The sequence below is a fragment of the Dyella sp. 05T440 genome, from assembly GCF_056395965.1.
Genome location: NZ_JBFTKN010000013.1, coordinates 110,046 through 128,989 on the forward strand (window position 1 = coordinate 110,046; position 18,944 = coordinate 128,989).

Sequence of the window (18,944 nt, forward strand, 5' to 3'; positions counted from 1 at the left end):
TGTGGGAGCGCACCCTGTGCGCAACAAAACTACGGAGCGGTACACCCCAGCGTGGCTGTCGCGCACAGGGTGCGCTCCCACAGACAAGCAGCCGCAGCAGAGGAAAGGAGCGATGCCTAAGCCGATGCGCAGCGAGGCCCGGCTTTAAGTCCTCAGCGATTCGGGCGCGTTGCGCAGCGCTTTGAAGTATCCCCTGTGTACCCTCGGAGGTTGTCCCACAACAGCGCACCTCGAGCGTTCGGGCTTATCCCAACACGATGCTGCGGGCGTTTTAGGCCATTCTCTTTGGGTTACTTTTCTCTTGGGCCAGCAAGAGAAAAGTGACTCGAGCGGCGGCAGCCGTTCGAAACGCCCGCCGCGCAGGCGGCACCCTGGCCCCAAGGTGACAAGGGAACACCGAAGTTCTTGATGACCAGCCTTCGGCTGTTAAAAAGCACTCCGGCCTTCGCCGGGATGGCGATCTAAAGAGAACAACCCGCAAGACGCTGACGCACGCTCAGCTCCCGCATCAGGAACTAAGCCATCGTCTGCCTGCGCACCAACGCACTCAACAACGCCCTCAACGCCGCCGGCCTCACCGGCTTATGCAAAATCGGATACCCCAACCCCCGCGCCCGCTGCTTCAACTCACTGCTGCCATCCGCCGTAATCATCGCAATCGGCGGCAATTCACCCAGCACCGTGCGCAGTTCCTCGAGCGCCTGCAAGCCATCCATATCATCGGTGAGGTGATAGTCGGCCAGGATCAGGTCGACACCACCGCGTCGCAGTTCCTGCTCGGCCTCCGCCACGTCGATCGCTGTTCGGCAATCCACGCCCCAGCGCTGCAGCAGCGCACGCATCCCGTCGAGAATGGCAGTGTCGTTATCCAGGCATAGCACGGTGAGCGGCAACTGCTCGTTCGACATCGGATGAACATTCGTGCGGCGACGCGGTATCGCGCTTTCCGCGCGCGGCACGCGCACCGCGAAGCGACTGCCCTTGCCTTCGCGGGAAACCAGCTCGAGTTTGTGCTGCAGAATGCCGGCGATGCGCTCGCAAATGGAAAGGCCCAGGCCCAAGCCCTTCTCGCCCCAAGGCGATGGTCGATCCAGTCGCTGGAACTCGCCGAAGATCCGCGCCCGTTGCTCCGCCGCGATACCCGGCCCGGTGTCCCACACCTCGAGTCGCACTTCATCGCCCATGCGGCGCGCACCAACCAGGATGCCGCCTTCGCGCGTATAGCGCAGCGCGTTGGAGATGAAGTTCTGCAGCACGCGACGCAGCAATTGAGGATCGCTGCGCACGGCCAGCTTCGTGGGCACCACGCGCAATCGCAGTCCGCGCTGCTGCGCGATCACGGCGAACTGCGCCATCAACGATTCGAACAGATCCGACAACGCCACATTGCTGATGTCCGCGCGATAGCTTCCGGCATCCAGGCGCGAGGTATCGAGCAGTGCATCGAGCAGATCTTCAGCTGCACGGAAGGAGGCGTCGATGCGCTCGGCCAGCAAGCTGGCTTCGCCGTCGAGCCCGGGATGTTGGCGCAACGCCGCAGTGAACAAGCGCGCAGCATTCAAAGGCTGCAAGAGGTCATGACTCGCCGCTGCCAGAAAGCGCGTCTTCGACGCATTCGCCATCTCTGCTTCGCGACGCGCATGTGCGGCGGAGTTGAGCGCTTCGCTGAGCTCGGCCGTGCGCAGCTCCACGCGCTGTTCCAGATTCTCGTTGGCCTCGATCAGCGCCTGCTCGGCATGCTTGTACGCCGTGACATCGGTATAGGTGGTGACATAGCCGCCGCCGGGCAGCGCGCGTCCGCGCATTTCGATCACCGAACCATCCGGACGGATGCGCTGGAATACATGCGGCGAACCGGCGTGCATGTGGCCGAGGCGCTTGGCCACATGAGCCTCGACTTCACCCGGACCCAACTCACCGTGCTCTGCGTTCCATCGGATCAAATCGGCCACGTGCACGCCGACGTAGACCATACCGTCGGGATAGTCGAACAATTCGAGATAGCGCCGATTCCACGCGACCACGCGCATGTTCGCGTCGATCACGCTGATGCCTTGCGACACGTTTTCCAGCGTGGTGGACAACAGCTCGCGGTTGAAGCGCAGTTCCTGCGAGGCTTCGTCCATCAAGGCCATCGCTTCGGCGATATCGAGGCCTGAGCCCGACAGTGCGCCCATCAGGATGCGTCGCGCACTCGCAGCGCCCACCGCAGAGGCAAGCAAACGCTCGGTGTATTGGATCAGCGCGCGATCGGCAGCCTCGCTGGCTTGCAGCGGCTTGCCGCGGCGCTCGCCATAGTCCTCGAACGCACGCTGGCTGCTGCGCTCGCCGACGATCCGTTCGGCAATGGTGCGCAGATCCGCCACCGCGACGCGACCGCGCCAATCGCCCGCACCGCGACTATCGACAGCATAGGGGTCGATGAACATCGCAGCGTGCAGGCGCTCTTCCAGGTTGGGTCGAAAGCGCAGCGAGACGAAGATCAAGCAGGACACGTTGACCAGCAGCGACCAGAACGTGCCGTGCATCACCGGGTCCCATCCGCTCAAATGGAACAGTGCCTGCGGCTGCAGCCAGCTCAGGTGCATCGGACCCGTATCCAGCCAGTCCGCCTCCCGGTTCAAGCCTGGCAGCAGCAGGGTGTAGGCCCAGACCAGGAAGCCCGCGCCCAGCCCCACCGCCACGCCTTTTCGACTGGCACCACGCCAGTAGAGCGCGGCAACGATGCCCGGCGCGAATTGCGCGACGGCTGCAAACGCCAGCAAGCCGGTGGTGGCGAGATTGGTGGTATCGGCCACCACGCGATAATAGACATAGGCCATCGCAGCGAGCGCAATGATGGCGATGCGTCGCACCAGCAACACCAGTTGCGACAGATCCGCGCGTTGCTCGAGCTTGAGCGCATGAATGCGCAGCAGCATCGGCATGACGATGTCGTTGCTGATCATGGTGGACAACGCCACGCACGCCACGATCACCATGCCCGTCGCCGCGGAGAAGCCACCGATGAAGGCAAGCAGCGCCATGCCGCGATCGCCGTAGGCCATCGGCAGGGTGAGCACCCAGGCATCCTTGTTGCCACCCTGCAGCTGCGGCAGGTGCAGGCCCGCCGCCACGATGGGGAGCACGGCCAGGCTGACGATCACCATGTAGATGGGAAACAGCCAACGTGCGCGCGATACGTCGTGCGGGTCCTCGCATTCCACCACGCCAATCTGGAATTGCCGTGGCAGGCAGAACATCGCGCAGAACGCGAGCAGCGTCTGCGCAAGAAAGCCGGGGGAGACGCCTTCGGAGAGTTGTTGAAGCGGCAACTGCGTGGTGACCGCCAGACCCGGTCCACGCCAGAGCGCGTAGCCAGCCAACACGATGAAGGCGATGAGCTTGATCAGCGACTCGACGGCAATGGCCAGCATCATGCCGTGATGGTGTTCGGTGGCGTCGATGGTGCGCGTGCCGAACAGGATGGCAAAGGTGGCCAGCAGAATCGCGCACCAGAGCGCGCTGTCGCTGAATTGCGAGGTGCCTGCCGGCGATGGGCTGCCGAGCACCGCGTAAGACATCGCCACGGCCTTGAACTGCAGCGCCAGGTACGGCACCACGGCGATCACCGCGATCACCGCCACCAGTGCGGCCAGGCCATGCGATTTGCCGAAGCGCGCACCGATGAAATCGGCGATCGAGGTGATATTGCGCTGGCGTGCCAGCAGCACCAGGCGCCGCAACAAGCCGAAGCCGAACACGAACAACAGGATCGGACCCAGATAGATCGGCAGATAGCTCAGCCCTTCGCGGGCCGCCGTACCCACCGCGCCATAGAAGGTCCACGAGGAGCAATACACCGCCAGCGCAAGGCTGTAGACGATCGGACGAAGCCGCGGCTGGCGCGGGTAGAGCGGCCGGCGATCGCCCGCATAGGCAACCACGAACAGCAACCCGACGTACAGCAGCGAGACCAGCAGCAGCAGCCATCCGGCTATCAAGCGGTGTTCTCCGAGATGAGGGCTTCCTGCAGTGGCTGAGACCAGCGTGCCGTTCCGTGGCGACCGCCGTGCTTGTAAGTATCGCCCCTTAGCCGGCAACATGGGCAGATGATCACGACCGACGGCCAGACACCGGCCGAGCTGGCTGCGCAGCTGGGTGACGAGGATATTCACGTCTGGCGGCTCGCCTACGACCACCATCAAGGCCGCGCGCCTTTGCTGGCGATGTTGGGCGGCTATCTGGGCGTCGGCGCGGACGCTGTGGAACTGGAGATTTCCGAGCATGGGCGGCCGGAGCTGTCGGGCAGTCAGCGCGATGCGTTCTCCTTCAATTGGTCGCACAGCCACGACCAGGCACTGATCGCCATCGCGCGCGGCGTGTTGCCTGGAATCGACCTGGAGCGACTGCGGCCGCATCCCAAGGCTGTACCCATTGCGCAGCGCTATTTCAGTCCCGACGAAACGGCAGCGCTCCAGGCGCTGCCGGTCGACCAGCGCGACCGCGCCTTTCTGGAACTATGGACGGCCAAGGAAGCCGTGCTCAAGGCAGTCGGCCGCGGCCTGGCGTTCGGACTGCACCGCTTGAGCATCAGCGGCCCATCCCATCTGCCCGTGCTGCATCGACTGGATGGCTATGAGCCCCAGCAGTGGCAGCTGCATCGCCTGATTCTGGATGACGCACATGTGGGCACGCTGGCCTGGCAAGGCACACCGCGTCGGATCCGCCAGTGGACACTTGCCGGTACGGATTGATCGGCGCAATGTGTGCAACCCGCCGTTGCAACGCTCTGCCTGAGCCACTGCAAGAGCACACTGAACGGTTGCGAGGCCGGTGTGGCCCGCATAGAGGAATCGGCGCGTAGCAGCGAGTCGATCAGGATCCGGGCGCCCATCGCGTCCGCATGATCGTCGCTCACGCATACTGTTAGCGGCTTCCAGCCTCTCGACGAGTACTGTCCCACCCATGACCCTGCTCAGCGTCAACGTCAATAAGATCGCCGTACTGCGCAATTCGCGCGGCGGCAGTGAACCGGACATTCTTCGCGCGGCGCATACCTGCATCGACGCGGGTTGCGGTGGCATCACCGTGCATCCGCGACCCGACCAGCGGCACATCCGTCCTGACGACGTGCGTGCACTGGCAGCAATCACGCGCGGTCGCGTCGAGTACAACATCGAAGGCAATCCGTTCGCCGGGCCACGCGGCAGTTATCCGGGCCTGATCGAACTTGCGCGCGAAGTGCGGCCGAACCAGGTCACCCTGGTGCCGGACGGCGATGGCCAGATCACGTCCGATCACGGCTTCGACCTCACCCGGGATATCGAGACCTTGAAACCGCTGGTTGCCGCACTACGCGACATTGGCTGTCGCGTAAGCCTGTTCGTGGATTCGGGCGCGACCGGCTTCGAAGAGGCGGTAGCCATCGGCGTGCAGCGCATCGAGATTTATACCGGCCCTTATGCGCAAGCCTTCGAAGAAGGCCAGGTGCAGCAGGAGCTCGAGCGCTGCGCGGACACGGCTCGACGTGCCCAGCATGCGGGCTTGGCAGTGAATGCGGGACATGATTTGAGCCAGGCCAACCTGGGCACGTTCAAGGCTGCCATTCCGGGATTGGCGGAAGTATCCATCGGCCACGCGCTGATTGGCGAAGCGCTGTACGAAGGCATGGCGACTACGGTTCGCAGATACCTGCAGATCCTGCGCTGAGCTCGTGGCCGCACTGCGGCCATCGTGCCGGAACCGACCGGAATCGATTGCGTGGTTTCGCCACTTCTGCGTGCGCGCCACCGTGCATCGTCGTGCGCAGCCTCGCGGACATTTGGCCATCCATACGTCCGAACGTTGACGCAGCAAAAGGCCCGAACGCAGTCGCCTGGGTTTTCTACAGCCGAAAAAAACCCCCGCACTGGGCGGGGGTCCAAAGGGTAGTCTTGCGGTAATGCCTTACGGTATTACTGAATTACTGACCTTCAGTGAAGCCGATCTTGGTGAGGCCGTAGCTCTTCGCATCAGCCAGCACACGAGCAACGTGCTCGTACGCCACACCATCGTCCGCGTTGATCTGCACTTCCGGCTGCTTGGCCGGATCGCCCAGACCACCGATCACCGCGAGCTGCGCCTTGAGGCCCAGCTCATCCACCGGCGTATCGTTCCAGTACAGCGCACCGGACTGGTCGATCTTGAGGCGAACTGGCTCCGGCGGATTCTCCGGTTGCACGATGTTCGGATTCGGCTGCGGCAGGTCGATCTTCACTTTATGGGTAAGCATCGGCGCCGTGATCATGAAGATGATCAGCAGCACCAGCATCACGTCGACCAGCGGCGTGACGTTGATGTCAGCCATTGGCCCCTTACCACTTCCAGAACTGAATGCCATGACCCTTACTCCTTGCCGGTCGTCATGAAGCCGACGTGCACCATGCCGGATTCCTTGGCGTCAGCGAGGACCTTCTTGACGATCTTGTATTGCGTGGTCTTGTCCGCTCGGATCTGAAGCTCAGGCTGCGGCGTCAGCGTCGCCTTCACCGCAAACTGTGCTTTCAGTTCCGCCTCGGTGACTTCGACGTCATCGAGGTACAGCGTGCCATCAGGCTTCACGGCCAAGTCCATCGGCGTCACCTGCTCAGTATCCGGAACCTTCGGATTGGCAGTCGGCAGCTCGACGGTGATTCGATGGGACATCAGCGGCGCGGTGATCATGAAGATGATCAGCAGCACCAGCATTACGTCGACGAGCGGCGTAACGTTGATCTCCGACATCGGGCCGCCGGAATCGCCTCCGGTACTCATTGCCATGGGTCAGATCCTCACTTGCCTTCGACGCGAGCGCCGGTGGCGAAGAAGTCGTGCAGGTCATGCGCAAACTCGTCGAACTGAGCGTACGTCAGACGGTTGGAGCGGTTGAAGAAGTTGTAGGCGAGCACGGCCGGGATAGCGGTGAACAGACCGAAGGCGGTCATGATCAGAGCTTCACCCACCGGACCGGCCACGGCTTCCATCGAAGCGTTGCCCGACGCGGAGATCTTGATCAGCGCGTGGTAGATGCCCCACACGGTACCAAGCAGACCGATGAACGGTGCCGACGAACCGACCGTGGCGAGCAGGGTCAGGCCGCCTTCCAGGCGCAGGCTCTCGCGAGCAACAGCCTGACGCAGGGCGCGATCGATGAACTCGGAGCGGCTCAGCGACTCGGCGAGGCGACCACCGCCGGCCGAAGCCTGCTGATGGTGAGCGACGGCCGAAGCTGCGTCGAGAGCGATCTTCGAGAACGGTTCGCCCTTGGGCTGGGCTTCGAGTTCGCGAATGGCGTCCTGGGTGGAGCCATTGGCCCAGAAGCCGTTGATGACTTTGTCAGCGCGGCCGCGAACCATGGAGTTGCGGATGGCGTTGGCGACAATGAAGTACCAGGAAGAGAAGGACATCACCACCAGCACCACGAACACGATCCAGCCAAGCGGATCAAAGTTGTGGATAAGGTGATCGAAGCCCATCGACTTCATGGCTTCGGCGTTGGTGGTACCGCCCGCGGGGGCCGGAGAAGTTTGCAGGAACATAACGCTACCCTTGGAAAGTCAAGCGTGAACTGATTGACCGTAACCGAAGTTACAGCTGATTGAGATTGAAATTGACCGGGACGCGGACATAACCTTCCGTCTTTTGCCCGTTCCTTATGTTCGGATTGAAGCGCCACTTGCGTGCCGTTTCAATCGCGGCCTGATCCAGCTCGCGATACCCGCTGGACGCTTCCACCTTGATGTCCTTAGGTGTGCCGTCCACGTCCACCAAGATCATCAGCGTGACCGTGCCCTCGTGACGCTGGCGAATTGCCTGCGGCGGATACTTGGGCTGAATACGGCTGTTATAGCTGATGTCCTGACTGGCTGTGATATCTGCAGGCGGTGCCGGAGGAGCAGGCGGTGCCGGCGGAGCCGCAGCAACAGCATTATTGGACCTTTCTTCCACAGCCGGCGGCGGAGCCGGCGGCGGCGGTGTCGGCGGCGGCTTGACCTGCTGAATAATCTTCGGCGGCGGCTGCTTCGGCGGCTCCGGCGGCGGCGGCGGCGGTGGCGGTGGCGGCGGAGGAGGCTCGATAAAGTTAACCTGGACCGTGCGTTCTTTTTCTTTCTGTACCTGCTTCGGCGGTGCCATGGGCGCCACCAGCAACAGGAACGCGAACGCATGCAGCGCAATGGCTACGGCCAGCGCCCAGGTACGCCTCCAATTGAACGGCCCTTGGCCGGTTGCTTCGTTACTTGAGGCCATCTGTCACTATCTGGAGCTAATCAATCGGTAAGACGTGGTCACGGTTTCCTGCGGCAAATCGATCCAAACGGATGACGTTTGCCACTGGACGGGAACACGGAAGGGTTTCAACGGTACAACAGCACATGGCAAATGTATAGCACTTGTGAGGCAGACAAATGGACGTCCATCTGCCTCGCACTTGTTACACGTTCTGCCTTACTTACTCGCGCCCTGTGCCTTCAGCCAAGCCTTTGCTTTGGCGGAGGTTTCGGGATCCTGTGCGGCCTTCTCCATGGCTGCGATCGTGCCCGGCTTGTCCTTCAGACCACGACACGCTTCGGCCAGCAACATATACGCCGTGCCCTTGTGCTGCACGCCCTTGTCGATGCCCTGTTGGATGAGGCTCTTCGCCTCGCTGAACTTGCTCTCCTGAATAAGCAGCTGGCCAGCGCGGATGTTCGCCTCGCCGTCCTTCGCCATCGGGATCGCCTTCTGGTATGCCGCCAACGCGCCCGACGTGTTGTCGGCCATGTAAGACGCCGTACCAAGCAGCGTGTAGTTCTCTGCAGTGGAAGTGACCACGCCCTTGCTCAGGCCTTCCTGAAGGACGGCAACCGCCTTGGTGGCCGGTTCCTTCTGGTCGCCGCTCTGCTGGCCCGAAACCAGGTAGAGCTTGGCAAGATTGATGTAGTCCTTCTCGGTCTTGAGCTGACCGCTGGCGCGCGCTTTCTCCATCAGCGAAATCGCTTCCGGATACTTCTGCGCCTGCATCAGCACGGCCACAGCGTTGTTCAATGCATTCGGATCATTCGGGTTGGCTGACAGCTGCTGCTGCGCCACCTGAGCGGCCTGGTCGCCCTGGCCGGATTCCGAGTAGCTGGCCATCAGGATCTGGTTCCAGCTGTCGTTCGGCTTGTCCGTCATCGACTGCGCCTTCTTGATGGCGGCAATCGCTTCCGGGAACTTCTCGAGACGGTAGTAGGCGTTGCCCTGGAGTGCGTACGACTCGGCGGTTTCCTTCTTGCCTTCGGCACGCCACTTGTCGACCGTGTCGATGCTCAGCTGGTACTGCTCGCTGGCCAGGTAGAACTGGGCAAGCATGTACTCGAGCTGGAAGTAGGTGTCGTTCGGCATGGTGCCGTTGTCGAGTGCGCGCTTGAGCAGATCGATCGCGCCCTTCACGTCGCCGTCGTTGTAGTGCACGTTCGCCAGACCCTGCAGGGCCAGCGCTTGCGCATACTTGCTCTTGCTGCCGTCGGCGATCGGCTGAAGGATCTGGATCGCCTTGTCCTTGTCCTGGTTGTTGACCGCGTCGAGACCTTCGTTGATCGCCTTCTGGTCTTTCTCGCTGGTCAGGTCCAGCTTCGGTTCCTTGCGCGTGGCGTTGGGGTACAGCGCTTCCTTCTTGTCCTTGGAAGAGCTGTCGCTCGCGATGACCGGGGTGCTCACCACGGCCAGGGCCAGCGCCGAACCAGCGAGCATCTTGATCAGGGGAACACGCTTCATGGCAGTCCTCAATGTAGGTTTCACGCGCCTAGGACGCGGGGGATCGCTGAGCGTAACCTGACTCGGCGGCAGATAACAAGTCGCACCGCGGCAACAAAGAATGTTAAAAATCAATAAGTTGGGCCATACGCCAGCGACGGGACCTGATTTTCATGCCCCAGCACCATGCCATCCGTGACTTTTCGGCCTGGAAACACGCTATCGGCAGCCCTTTTCCGGACTTTAGTTAACGTGCTAATGCGTTAATACACGCAGGCAAAAAGAAGGCCGCGCGGAAGCGAGTGGTGCTCGCATCCGCGCGGCCCGGTCGTCACACGTCGAGGTTGGCGACCTTCAGTGCATTGGCTTCGATGAAGTCGCGACGCGGTTCCACCGCCTCGCCCATCAGCATGGAGAACATCTGGTCGGCCGCAAACGCGTCCTCGATGCCCACCTGCAGCATGCGGCGGGTTTCCGGGTTCACCGTGGTTTCCCACAGCTGCTCCGGATTCATTTCACCCAGGCCCTTGAAGCGCTGGATCATGCGGCCCTTCTTGCCCTCTTCCAGCAGCCAGTGGCGCGCGTCGGCAAAGCTCAGCACGCCGCGCGAACCATTGCCCCGGCGCACCACCGCGTCCGCCTGCACCAGGCCGGCGAGTTGCTGGCTGGCCTGCAGGATCGGGCGGAATTCCGCGCCACTGAAGAACGGCTGCTGCAGCAACCAGGTATGCGAGAGGCCGTGCTGGTCGCGCACTACTTCGATCGCCGCGGGCTGCTCGTCGACGGCCGGACGCAACGCCAGGCGGTAACGCGGCTTGCCCAGCCCGCTCGCGGCCAGGCGCAATTGCACGCCGGCCAGCCAGCCCTGCATCGCCGCCGCGTCGCTCCACAGGGCCGCTTCGATCGGCGTGTGCTCGAGCATCGCGGTAAGCACCGTGGCGTCGAAGCGGTGGCCCAGTCGTTGAATCTGGTCGAGTGCGGCCTGGTAGTCGCGCAGCAACTTCTCGAGCGCTTCGCCGGAGATCGCCGGCGCGACGCCCGAGTACTGGAATTCGGCGCCGTCGAGAGCGCTGGAAACCAGGTAAGCGTTGAGCGCGGCATCGTCCTTGAGGTAGAGCTCCTGCTTGCCCTGCTTGATCTTGTAGAGCGGCGGCAGGCCGATGTAGATGTGGCCGCGCTCGATCAGCTCGGGCATCTGACGGTAGAAGAACGTAAGCAACAGAGTACGGATGTGCGAGCCGTCCACGTCCGCGTCGGTCATGATGACGATGCGGTGGTAGCGCAGCTTGTCCGGGTTGTACTCCTCCTTGCCGATGCCTGTGCCCAGCGCGGTGATCAGCGTGCCGACTTCGGCGGAGGCCAGCATCTTGTCGAAGCGGGCCTTTTCCACGTTGAGGATCTTGCCCTTCAACGGCAGCACGGCCTGGGTCTTGCGATTGCGGCCCTGCTTGGCCGAACCGCCTGCGGAATCACCCTCGACCAGGAACAGTTCGCACAGCGCCGGATCCTTTTCCTGACAGTCCGCCAGCTTGCCCGGCAGGCCGGCGATATCCAGCGCGCCCTTGCGGCGGGTCATCTCGCGCGCCTTGCGGGCTGCCTCGCGAGCGCGGGCGGCGTCGACCACCTTGGAGGCAATGGCTTTGGCTTCGCTCGGGTGCTCCAGCAGGAATTCGCCCAGCTTTTCGTTGACGGCCTGCTCCACCGCGGTCTTCACCTCGGAGGAAACCAGCTTGTCCTTGGTCTGCGAGGAGAACTTCGGATCGGGCACCTTCACCGAAAGCACGGCGATCATGCCTTCGCGCATGTCATCGCCTGAGAGCGTGACCTTGGCGTTCTTGGCCAGACCTTCCTTTTCGATGTAGCTCTGCAACGAACGCGTCAGTGCCGCACGGAAGCCCGTGAGGTGGGTGCCGCCGTCGCGCTGCGGGATGTTGTTGGTGAAGCAATACATCGTTTCCTGGTACGCATCGGTCCACTGCATCGCCAGCTCGACCGAGATGCCGTCCTGCTGCGCGCTCAGGCTGATCACGTTGGGATGCAATGCAGTCTTGAGCTGGGCCAGGTGCTGCACGAAGGAGCGGATGCCGCCTTCGTAGGCAAAGCGGTCGCTACGCCCCTCCCCGCGCTCATCCTTCAGGTCGATGGTGACGCCTGAATTGAGGAAGGCCAGCTCGCGCAGGCGTTTGGCCAGGATGTCGTAGTGGAACTCGACGTTGGTAAACGTGCCGGTGCTGGGCAGGAAGCGCACGGTGGTGCCGCGCTTGGTGGATTCGCCGACCGGCTTGATCGGGTACAGCGGCTCGCCGTGGGCGTATTCCTGCTGATATTCCTTGCCTTCGCGGTAGATGGTCAGCCACAGGTGCGAGCTGAGCGCGTTCACCACGGACACGCCCACACCGTGCAGGCCGCCGGAAACCTTGTAGGAATTGGCGTCGAACTTGCCGCCCGCGTGAAGCACGGTCATCACCACTTCCGCGGTGGACCGGCCCTCTTCCGGATGGGTATCGACCGGAATGCCGCGGCCGTTGTCGGTAACGCTGACCGAGCCATCATCGAGGATCGTGACGGTCACATGGTCGCAGTAGCCAGCAAGGGCTTCGTCGATCGAGTTGTCGACGACTTCGAACACCATGTGGTGCAGGCCGGTGCCGTCATCGGTATCGCCGATGTACATACCGGGGCGCTTGCGCACCGCTTCCAGACCTTTCAAAACTTTGATGTTGCTCGAATCGTAGGATGCGTTCATTCGTCGACCGTTTCCTGGGCGCCTTCTCCCGCCCGGACGGCGCCTAGAGGCCGGGCTGGGACACAATCGGTGATTATAGCAGGGGGCCGAGACGACCCTGTTCCACGTGGAACACTTGCGTGGGACCTTGCTGGAGGGCTTCAGGAACCTCCGTTCCCGTGACCAGTACCTGGGCGCCTACCGACCGCAGTTGGTCCACCACGGCCGCCTGATGGGCTCTATCGAGTTCCGAGGCCAAATCATCCAGACAGACAACCGGCCACTCGCCCCGACGCTCCGCATAGAGGGCGGCCTGGGCGAGAGAGCAACCCAGTGCCGTCAGCTTCTCTTGCCCTCGAGACAGATGCTCCCGCTGGGGGGCGTGCTCAAAGACGATCGACCAGTCCGCGCGATGTGAACCCATGGTCGTGTGGCCCCGAGCCAGGTCCCTGCCGCGCTGGCTGGCGAGCAACTCGCCCAACGAGGCTTCTTCGGACCAGCCCCGCCGATATTTCATCTCCACCCGGCCCAACTCGGGCAGCAAGCCAGCCATCGCCCCTTCGATATGGGGGCGCAGTGCCGCCAAATACAGTTCTCTAAGGCGATCGATAACGGCCGCTGTGGCGTCCAATTCAGCCTCCCATGGCAAAAACAGTGTCTCGGGCGCAGGGCTGGAAGCCCTCAACAGTGCATTGCGCTGCTTGAGAGCGCGTTGGTAACGTCGCCAGGCCAACATGAACTCGTGTTCCACGTGGAACACACCCCAATCGAGATAGCGGCGGCGTTCTTCGGCCCCGCCAGCGATCAAGGCATGCGAGCCCGGTTCGAAACAAACTACGGCGCACTCCCCTACCAACTCGCTGAGGCTGACCACCTCACCGTCCATCCGCGCTTCCCAGCGAACGCCTTGTCGGCCCAAACCCAGGCGACGCCCTCGACCATCGGCGTGCCGAAGCTCGGTGAACACGGACAAGGACTCTGCACCGCGTTGGAGCAAGGCGTCTTTTGCGCCGGATCGGAACGACCGGGCGTGCGACAGCAGGAACGCTGCCTCCAAAATGCTCGTCTTGCCGGCGCCATTGGCCCCAGCAAAGACGGTCACACCGGGTTCCAGGGGGATGACGACGTCCGCGAGGCAACGCAAACCGCGAATGCGCAGGCTCTCCAGCCACATATCAGCAAACTTCCCAAGCAAGAACGCCGGAGCGTCTTTCGACGGCCCCGGCGTTCGTGACTAGCTTGCCGTGATCAGGCAAACGGTAAATCGACATCAGAGTCGCAGCGGCATGATCACGTGGCGAGCCTGGTCGCTATCGTCTTCCTGCACCAGGCAGCTCGACTGCGCGTCACGCAGGCTCAGGCGAGCACGCTCACCGCGCAAGGCAGCCAAGGCATCGAGCAAATAGCCCACGTTGAAGCCCACGGCCAGATCGGAGACTGGCGTATCGGCTTCCAGCTCTTCCACGGCCTCTTCCTGCTCCGGGTTGTGAGCCACGATGCGCAGCTTGCCCGGCGACAGTTCCAGCTTCACGCCGCGGTACTTCTCGTTGGAAAGAATCGCCGCACGCTGGAGCGCCCCGCGCAGCACTTCGCGATCGAGCGTCGCGTGCTTGTCGGCACCGAGCGGAATGACTGCCTCGTAGTCCGGAAAACGACCGTCGATGAGCTTGGAGGTGAACACCACATCGCCACGACGAACGCGCAGGTGGTTGCGGCCGAATTCCAGCTCAACCTGGCCGTCGCCGGTTTCGAACAAACCGACCAACTCGTTCACGCCCTTGCGGGGAATGATGATCTGGCGACGCGTGGAAACCTTGCTTTCCAGCTTGGTTTCCTTGAGCGCGAGGCGATGGCCGTCGGTGGCTACGCAGCGCAGCGTGTGCTCCTGCAGATCCAGCAGCATGCCGTTCAAGTAGTAGCGCACGTCCTGGTTGGCCATGGCGAACGCGGTGCGTTCCATGAGATCGCGCAGCACTTCTTCCGGCAGCGCTACTCGCTCAACCAGCTCTATTTCATCGATGGTCGGGAATTCGGTGGCTGGCAGCGTGGCGAGCGTGAAACGGCTGCGTCCAGCATTCATGGCGACGCGATCGCCATTGAGCTTCAGCTCGATCTGCGCGCCATCAGGCAATGCACGCACGATGTCGAACAGCTTGCGCGCTGGAATGGTGATCTCACCGTCGACCAGCTTGTCAGCGGTCGTAGTGGCGATCATCTCCACTTCCAGATCCGTACCCGTCAGCGACACTTTACCGTCGGCGACTTTCACCAGCAGGTTGGCTAGAACCGGCAGCGTTTGGCGGCGTTCGACCACGCCGACGACCTGCTGCAACGGCTTGAGCAGAGCTTCTCGTTGAATGCTGAATTGCATGTATGCGCTTCCCCAATCCTGCTTTTCTGTTTTTAAAAGAAGTTCTGTAGTGGTAGTAGGGGCCGTGGATAACTCAAAACTGAGAAATTATCCTTAACAATCAATACTTTGCCGAACTTTGACACTGTGTTCCCAGAGGCCTGATGATTGTGGGCCAAATGTGGATAACTTTTCGGTCCAATCCATCCACCTATTATCCACAGCTTGCCACAGTACTTTTCAAGCGTTCAGTGCACAGCCGCCCTGCTCGCTCAGCCGGTGAGGATACGGATCAGCTGTTCCCAATCCTGCCGCATGCGTGTGTCGGTCTCGCAATGCTTCTTGATCGTGCGGCAGGCATGCAGCACCGTCGTATGGTCGCGGCCACCGAACGCCTCGCCGATCTCCGGCAGGCTGTGCTCGGTGAGCTCCTTGGACAAGGCCATGGCGATCTGGCGCGGACGAGCCAGCGAACGCACGCGTCGCTTGGACAACAGATCCTGCAAGCGCACCTGGTAGTAGTCGGCCACGATCTTCTGGATGTTCGGCACCGTCACCGCTTGCGCGTGGGTGGCGAGCAGGTCGCGCAGGGTTTCTTCCGCAAAATCGATGGTGATCGGCTTGCCGTAGAAGTTGGCGCGCGCTGCCAGCGTGTTGAGCGCACCTTCCAGGTCGCGCACATTGGAGCGGATGCGCTTGGCCAGCAGCATCGCGACGTTCTCGCTCACCGCCACGCCCTTGTCCTGCGCCTTGGACAGCAGGATCGCCGCGCGCGTCTCGAAGTCCGGCGGCTCGATCGCCACCGACAGGCCCCAGCCCAGGCGCGACTTCAGCCGCGGCTCGAGCTTGTCCACCTCTTTCGGATAGCGGTCGCAGGTCAGGATGATCTGCTGCTTGGATTCGAACAACGCGTTGAAGGTGTGGAAAAACTCTTCCTGCGTGGTGTCCTTGCCGGCGAAGAACTGGATATCGTCGATCAGCAGCGCGTCGACCGAACGGAAGCGACGCTTGAACTCGTCCATGCTCTTGGTGCGCAGCGCTTCGATCATCGAACCGACAAACTGCTCCGAGCGCAGGTACAGCACCTTGAAATCAGGGTTGCGTTCGCGCATCAGGTTGCCGGAGGCGTGCATCAAGTGCGTTTTACCTAGGCCGGTGCCGCCGTACAGCAGCAACGGGTTGTAGGCGCGGCCCGGGTTCATGGCCACCTGCATGGCGGCGGCCTTGCCCAGCTGGTTCGACTTGCCTTCGACGAAGGTTTCGAAGGTGTAGTGCGGATCCAGGTTGTGGTTGAAGGTTGGCGCCGGTGCTTCGATCACCGTGGGGGCGACCTTGGCCGGCGCGGGAGCGGCCACCTTGCCGCTCGCCGTAGCGCGCGGGGAGTTGGAGCCCACTTCCAGGCGTACCGTGAGATCGTGCCCGGTCAGCTGGCTGATCACCGTTTCAATGCGCGCCAGATAGCGCTCGCGCACCGTATCGAGCGTGTAGGGGTTCGGCGCAAACAGCTGCAAGCCATGGGTGTCGTCGCGCGCCTGCAATGGCATCAGCCAGGTGTGCAGGTCTTCGGCGTTCAATTCGCCCTCGAGGCGCTCGAGACAGCGCCGCCACAGGTCACTCATGGGAAGTATTCAACCACTGGAAGGAGCGCTTTCGCGCGGGGTGGACCGGCGATTCTAGCAGCACGAGAGCTCCTTCATGGCGGGATATCCACATGGATATCCACAGGAAGTAAACAGCCTTTTGTCAACCCCGAACATACCCCTATTTGACAAGCGCCCAACTTCCTCTTCATAATTTCCAACCTTTTTACCAACTTAACCGGAGGAAGCCATGTCCAAGCGGACCTTCCAGCCCAGCAAGCTCAAGCGTGCCCGCACCCACGGCTTCCGTGCTCGTATGGCAACGGCCGATGGCCGCAAGATCCTGAACGCACGTCGCGCGAAGGGTCGCAAGCGCCTGATCCCGTAAGCGGCTCGCCAGCATGCGTGCCGCCGGCCTGCCGCGTGAAGCGCGGTTACGTAGCGCCGGTGATTTTGCAGCTTTGCGACATACCAGCGGCCGCTTCGGCGGCCGCTGTTTTTCTGTGCGCTATCGGGTCAATGACCTCGGCCACCCGCGGCTGGGCCTGGCCATATCCAAACGCGTGTCCAAGCGTGCGGTCGATCGCAACCGCATCAAGCGCCTGATACGCGAATCTTTCCGGCGCGCCCGTCTTGAGCTTCCCTCCGTCGACCTCATGGTGATGGCACGCGAGCAGGCGTGTGGCCTGCCCGGTCCGGAGCTGCTCGCCGAATTGCAGCAGCTGTGGAAGAAACTGCGTTCCGCCAAGGTCGAGGCCACATTGAAGCCGGACGGCCCGACCGGCACAATCGTGCGTTGACCTTCTCCATTCCTTTCCGCGACACGCGTGTCGCGGATGCACCGGATCTGCTCCGCGATGAATCAAACGCGTACGTTCCTCATCTTTGCCCTGCTGGCTGTCGCCTATCTCTTGTTCCAGGCCTGGGAGAAGGATTACGGCCCGCAACCGCCCGCTGCCGCCGCTGCCACCAGCAGCACCGACAGCAGCGTGCCGGGCGCCAGTGCATCCACGGCTCCGGCTGCTGCGGTACCCGGCACGGTCAGCGAGGCGTCCGCCCAGCTGATCACGGTGAGCACCGACGTGCTGCGCCTGACCATCGATACCCGTGGCGGCAGCGTGGTCCGTTCGGAGCTGCTGACCTACCCGTCGGTGCCGCGTACCCGCAAGGATCCCGATCCGGCGCCGGCGCGCCTGCTCGATGACGACCGCTCGCAGTACTTTGTCGCGCAGAGCGGCATCGTCAGCAACCAGGGCGACGCGCCCGATCATCGCGCCGTGTTCTCGGCCGCGCAGACCAGCTACACCCTCACCCAGGGTCAGGACGATCTCAAAGTCGACCTGACCTGGCAGAACGCCGCCGGCCTCAAGGTCACCAAGACCTTCGCGCTCAAGCGCGGCAGCTATGTCGTCACCGTCGACCAGAAGATCGAGAACGGCGGCAGCGCGGCATGGGCCGGCAATACCTATGAGCAGCTGCAGCGCGTGGCGCCGACGCAGCAGAAGAGCTGGCTGCAGAACTTCACCGATCCTTCGTCGCACAGCTTCTATGGCGCCGCCTGGTATAGCCCCGACGACAAGATGACCACGCTGTCGTTCGCGGACTTCGCCAAGAAGCCGTTGAACCACGCCATCACCGGCGGCTGGGCATCGATGCTGCAGCATTACTTCTTCGTGGCCTGGATTCCGCAGGCGCAGGACGCCAGCACGTACAGCACCAGCGTGATCAATGGCGATACGGCGCAGCCGGTCTATCTGATCCGCGCGGTGGGTCCGTCCATCAGCGTGGCGCCGGGCCAGAGCGCCACCAGTGCATCGCGCCTGTATATCGGTCCGAAGCTGCAGGGCACGCTTGACCAGGTCGCTCCGGGTCTGGATCTCACCACCAACTACGGTTGGCTGACCGTGGTCGCGCAGCCGCTGCACTGGCTCCTGTCGCAGCTGCACACCATCGCCGGCAACTGGGGCGTGGCGATCATCCTGCTGGTGCTGCTGCTGAAGGGTGCGCTGTGGAAGCTCACGGCCGCGCAGTTCCGCTCCGGCGCCCGCATGCGCAAGCTGCAGCCGCGCGTCAACGCTCTGAAGGAGCGTTACGGCGACGACAAGATGAAGATGCAGCAGGCCATGATGGAGCTGTACAAGAAGGAGAAGGTCAACCCGATGTCGGGCTGCCTGCCGATCCTGATCACCATGCCGGTGTTCTTCGGTCTGTATCGCGTGCTGATGGAAAGCGTGGAGCTGCGCCATGCGCCGTTCTTCGGCTGGGTGCACGACCTTTCCGCGCCCGATCCGTTCTTCGTGCTGCCGGTGATCTACATCCTGGTGATGCTGGCCACGCAGTGGCTCACCCCAGCGGCGGCGGGCATGGACCCGGCGCAGCAGAAGATGATGAAGGTGATGCCGGTGGTGTTCGGCTTCATGTTCCTGTTCTTCCCGGCCGGCCTGGTGCTGTACTGGGTGGTCAACGGTCTGACCAGCCTGACCCAGCAGTGGCTGATCACGCGCAGCGTCGATCGCGCGGACGAGAAGGCCAAGGCGACGGCCTGATCACACTCATAGGTTTGGAGAAAAGGGCC

General features: G+C 62.6%; 15 protein-coding genes. 5 read left to right on the forward strand and 10 right to left on the reverse strand.

What is annotated here, in order from left to right; translation table 11 throughout:
- Window positions 1–515: 515 nt before the first annotated feature.
- On the reverse strand, window positions 516–3,983 hold the full coding sequence (locus AC1DE1_RS16745; RefSeq protein WP_441601810.1) for a hybrid sensor histidine kinase/response regulator: 3,468 nt from the start codon (window positions 3,981–3,983) through the stop codon (window positions 516–518).
- Window positions 3,984–4,091: 108 nt separating this feature from the next.
- On the opposite strand from AC1DE1_RS16745, the gene AC1DE1_RS16750 reads away from it, so the two are divergent.
- Both AC1DE1_RS16750 and AC1DE1_RS16755 read left to right on the forward strand, forming a co-directional pair.
- A complete protein-coding gene (locus tag AC1DE1_RS16750) occupies window positions 4,092–4,736 on the forward strand; it encodes a 4'-phosphopantetheinyl transferase family protein (protein WP_441601811.1) in 645 nt (214 codons plus the stop codon).
- 211 nt (window positions 4,737–4,947) lie between these two features.
- Entirely contained in the window at window positions 4,948–5,691 is a 744-nt protein-coding gene (locus AC1DE1_RS16755; RefSeq protein WP_441601812.1) for a pyridoxine 5'-phosphate synthase, read from the forward strand.
- A 253-nt stretch (window positions 5,692–5,944) separates the two neighbouring features.
- On the opposite strand, the gene AC1DE1_RS16760 is transcribed toward AC1DE1_RS16755, so the two are convergent.
- The 9 genes from AC1DE1_RS16760 to dnaA form a co-directional block, all read right to left on the reverse strand.
- Complete coding sequence (locus AC1DE1_RS16760; RefSeq protein ID WP_046972823.1) at window positions 5,945–6,361, reverse strand: ExbD/TolR family protein; 417 nt, start codon at window positions 6,359–6,361, stop codon at window positions 5,945–5,947.
- Window positions 6,362–6,366: 5 nt separating this feature from the next.
- Window positions 6,367–6,780 (reverse strand): ExbD/TolR family protein, encoded by a 414-nt coding sequence (locus AC1DE1_RS16765; RefSeq protein WP_046972824.1) that lies wholly within the window; start codon window positions 6,778–6,780, stop codon window positions 6,367–6,369.
- Window positions 6,781–6,791: 11 nt separating this feature from the next.
- A complete protein-coding gene (locus AC1DE1_RS16770) occupies window positions 6,792–7,538 on the reverse strand; it encodes a MotA/TolQ/ExbB proton channel family protein (RefSeq protein ID WP_046972825.1) in 747 nt (248 codons plus the stop codon).
- 49 nt (window positions 7,539–7,587) lie between these two features.
- Entirely contained in the window at window positions 7,588–8,247 is a 660-nt protein-coding gene (locus AC1DE1_RS16775; protein ID WP_121883796.1) for an energy transducer TonB, read from the reverse strand.
- A gap of 198 nt (window positions 8,248–8,445) precedes the next feature.
- Complete coding sequence (locus tag AC1DE1_RS16780; protein WP_441601813.1) at window positions 8,446–9,735, reverse strand: tetratricopeptide repeat protein; 1,290 nt, start codon at window positions 9,733–9,735, stop codon at window positions 8,446–8,448.
- 310 nt (window positions 9,736–10,045) lie between these two features.
- Entirely contained in the window at window positions 10,046–12,460 is a 2,415-nt protein-coding gene (gene gyrB, locus AC1DE1_RS16785; RefSeq protein ID WP_441601814.1) for a DNA topoisomerase (ATP-hydrolyzing) subunit B, read from the reverse strand.
- Window positions 12,461–12,533: 73 nt separating this feature from the next.
- Window positions 12,534–13,613, reverse strand: a complete 1,080-nt coding sequence (gene recF / locus AC1DE1_RS16790) for a DNA replication/repair protein RecF (protein ID WP_441601815.1) — start codon at window positions 13,611–13,613, stop codon at window positions 12,534–12,536.
- A 96-nt stretch (window positions 13,614–13,709) separates the two neighbouring features.
- Window positions 13,710–14,810: a DNA polymerase III subunit beta gene (gene dnaN, locus AC1DE1_RS16795; RefSeq protein WP_441601816.1), complete on the reverse strand. Its 1,101-nt coding sequence runs from the start codon at window positions 14,808–14,810 to the stop codon at window positions 13,710–13,712.
- 251 nt (window positions 14,811–15,061) lie between these two features.
- Window positions 15,062–16,408, reverse strand: coding sequence for a chromosomal replication initiator protein DnaA (gene dnaA / locus AC1DE1_RS16800; protein WP_441601817.1), 1,347 nt, complete (start codon window positions 16,406–16,408; stop codon window positions 15,062–15,064).
- 211 nt (window positions 16,409–16,619) lie between these two features.
- On the opposite strand from dnaA, the gene rpmH reads away from it, so the two are divergent.
- From rpmH to yidC, 3 genes are read left to right on the forward strand one after another with little or no spacing between them, the layout of a single operon-like run.
- Window positions 16,620–16,757, forward strand: a complete 138-nt coding sequence (gene rpmH, locus AC1DE1_RS16805) for a 50S ribosomal protein L34 (RefSeq protein ID WP_019464789.1) — start codon at window positions 16,620–16,622, stop codon at window positions 16,755–16,757.
- A gap of 13 nt (window positions 16,758–16,770) precedes the next feature.
- Entirely contained in the window at window positions 16,771–17,169 is a 399-nt protein-coding gene (gene rnpA, locus AC1DE1_RS16810) for a ribonuclease P protein component (RefSeq protein ID WP_441601818.1), read from the forward strand.
- 57 nt (window positions 17,170–17,226) lie between these two features.
- The gene (yidC, locus tag AC1DE1_RS16815) at window positions 17,227–18,915 is read left to right on the forward strand and encodes a membrane protein insertase YidC (protein WP_441601819.1); all 1,689 of its coding nucleotides are present in this window, start codon (window positions 17,227–17,229) and stop codon (window positions 18,913–18,915) included.
- The last annotated feature ends 29 nt before the right edge of the window (window positions 18,916–18,944 follow it).

Bases quoted from the DNA above. Each gene is read 5' to 3' on its own strand.
- AC1DE1_RS16750 (WP_441601811.1), top strand. From the start codon at position 4,092: ATGATCACGACCGACGGCCAGACACCGGCCGAGCTGGCTGCGCAGCTG.
- AC1DE1_RS16755 (WP_441601812.1), top strand. From the start codon at position 4,948: ATGACCCTGCTCAGCGTCAACGTCAATAAGATCGCCGTACTGCGCAAT.
- AC1DE1_RS16760 (WP_046972823.1), bottom strand. From the start codon at position 6,361: ATGGCATTCAGTTCTGGAAGTGGTAAGGGGCCAATGGCTGACATCAAC.
- AC1DE1_RS16765 (WP_046972824.1), bottom strand. From the start codon at position 6,780: ATGGCAATGAGTACCGGAGGCGATTCCGGCGGCCCGATGTCGGAGATC.
- AC1DE1_RS16770 (WP_046972825.1), bottom strand. From the start codon at position 7,538: ATGTTCCTGCAAACTTCTCCGGCCCCCGCGGGCGGTACCACCAACGCC.
- AC1DE1_RS16775 (WP_121883796.1), bottom strand. From the start codon at position 8,247: ATGGCCTCAAGTAACGAAGCAACCGGCCAAGGGCCGTTCAATTGGAGG.
- AC1DE1_RS16780 (WP_441601813.1), bottom strand. From the start codon at position 9,735: ATGAAGCGTGTTCCCCTGATCAAGATGCTCGCTGGTTCGGCGCTGGCC.
- gyrB (WP_441601814.1), bottom strand. From the start codon at position 12,460: ATGAACGCATCCTACGATTCGAGCAACATCAAAGTTTTGAAAGGTCTG.
- recF (WP_441601815.1), bottom strand. From the start codon at position 13,613: ATGTGGCTGGAGAGCCTGCGCATTCGCGGTTTGCGTTGCCTCGCGGAC.
- dnaN (WP_441601816.1), bottom strand. From the start codon at position 14,810: ATGCAATTCAGCATTCAACGAGAAGCTCTGCTCAAGCCGTTGCAGCAG.
- dnaA (WP_441601817.1), bottom strand. From the start codon at position 16,408: ATGAGTGACCTGTGGCGGCGCTGTCTCGAGCGCCTCGAGGGCGAATTG.
- rpmH (WP_019464789.1), top strand. From the start codon at position 16,620: ATGTCCAAGCGGACCTTCCAGCCCAGCAAGCTCAAGCGTGCCCGCACC.
- rnpA (WP_441601818.1), top strand. From the start codon at position 16,771: ATGCGTGCCGCCGGCCTGCCGCGTGAAGCGCGGTTACGTAGCGCCGGT.
- yidC (WP_441601819.1), top strand. From the start codon at position 17,227: ATGAATCAAACGCGTACGTTCCTCATCTTTGCCCTGCTGGCTGTCGCC.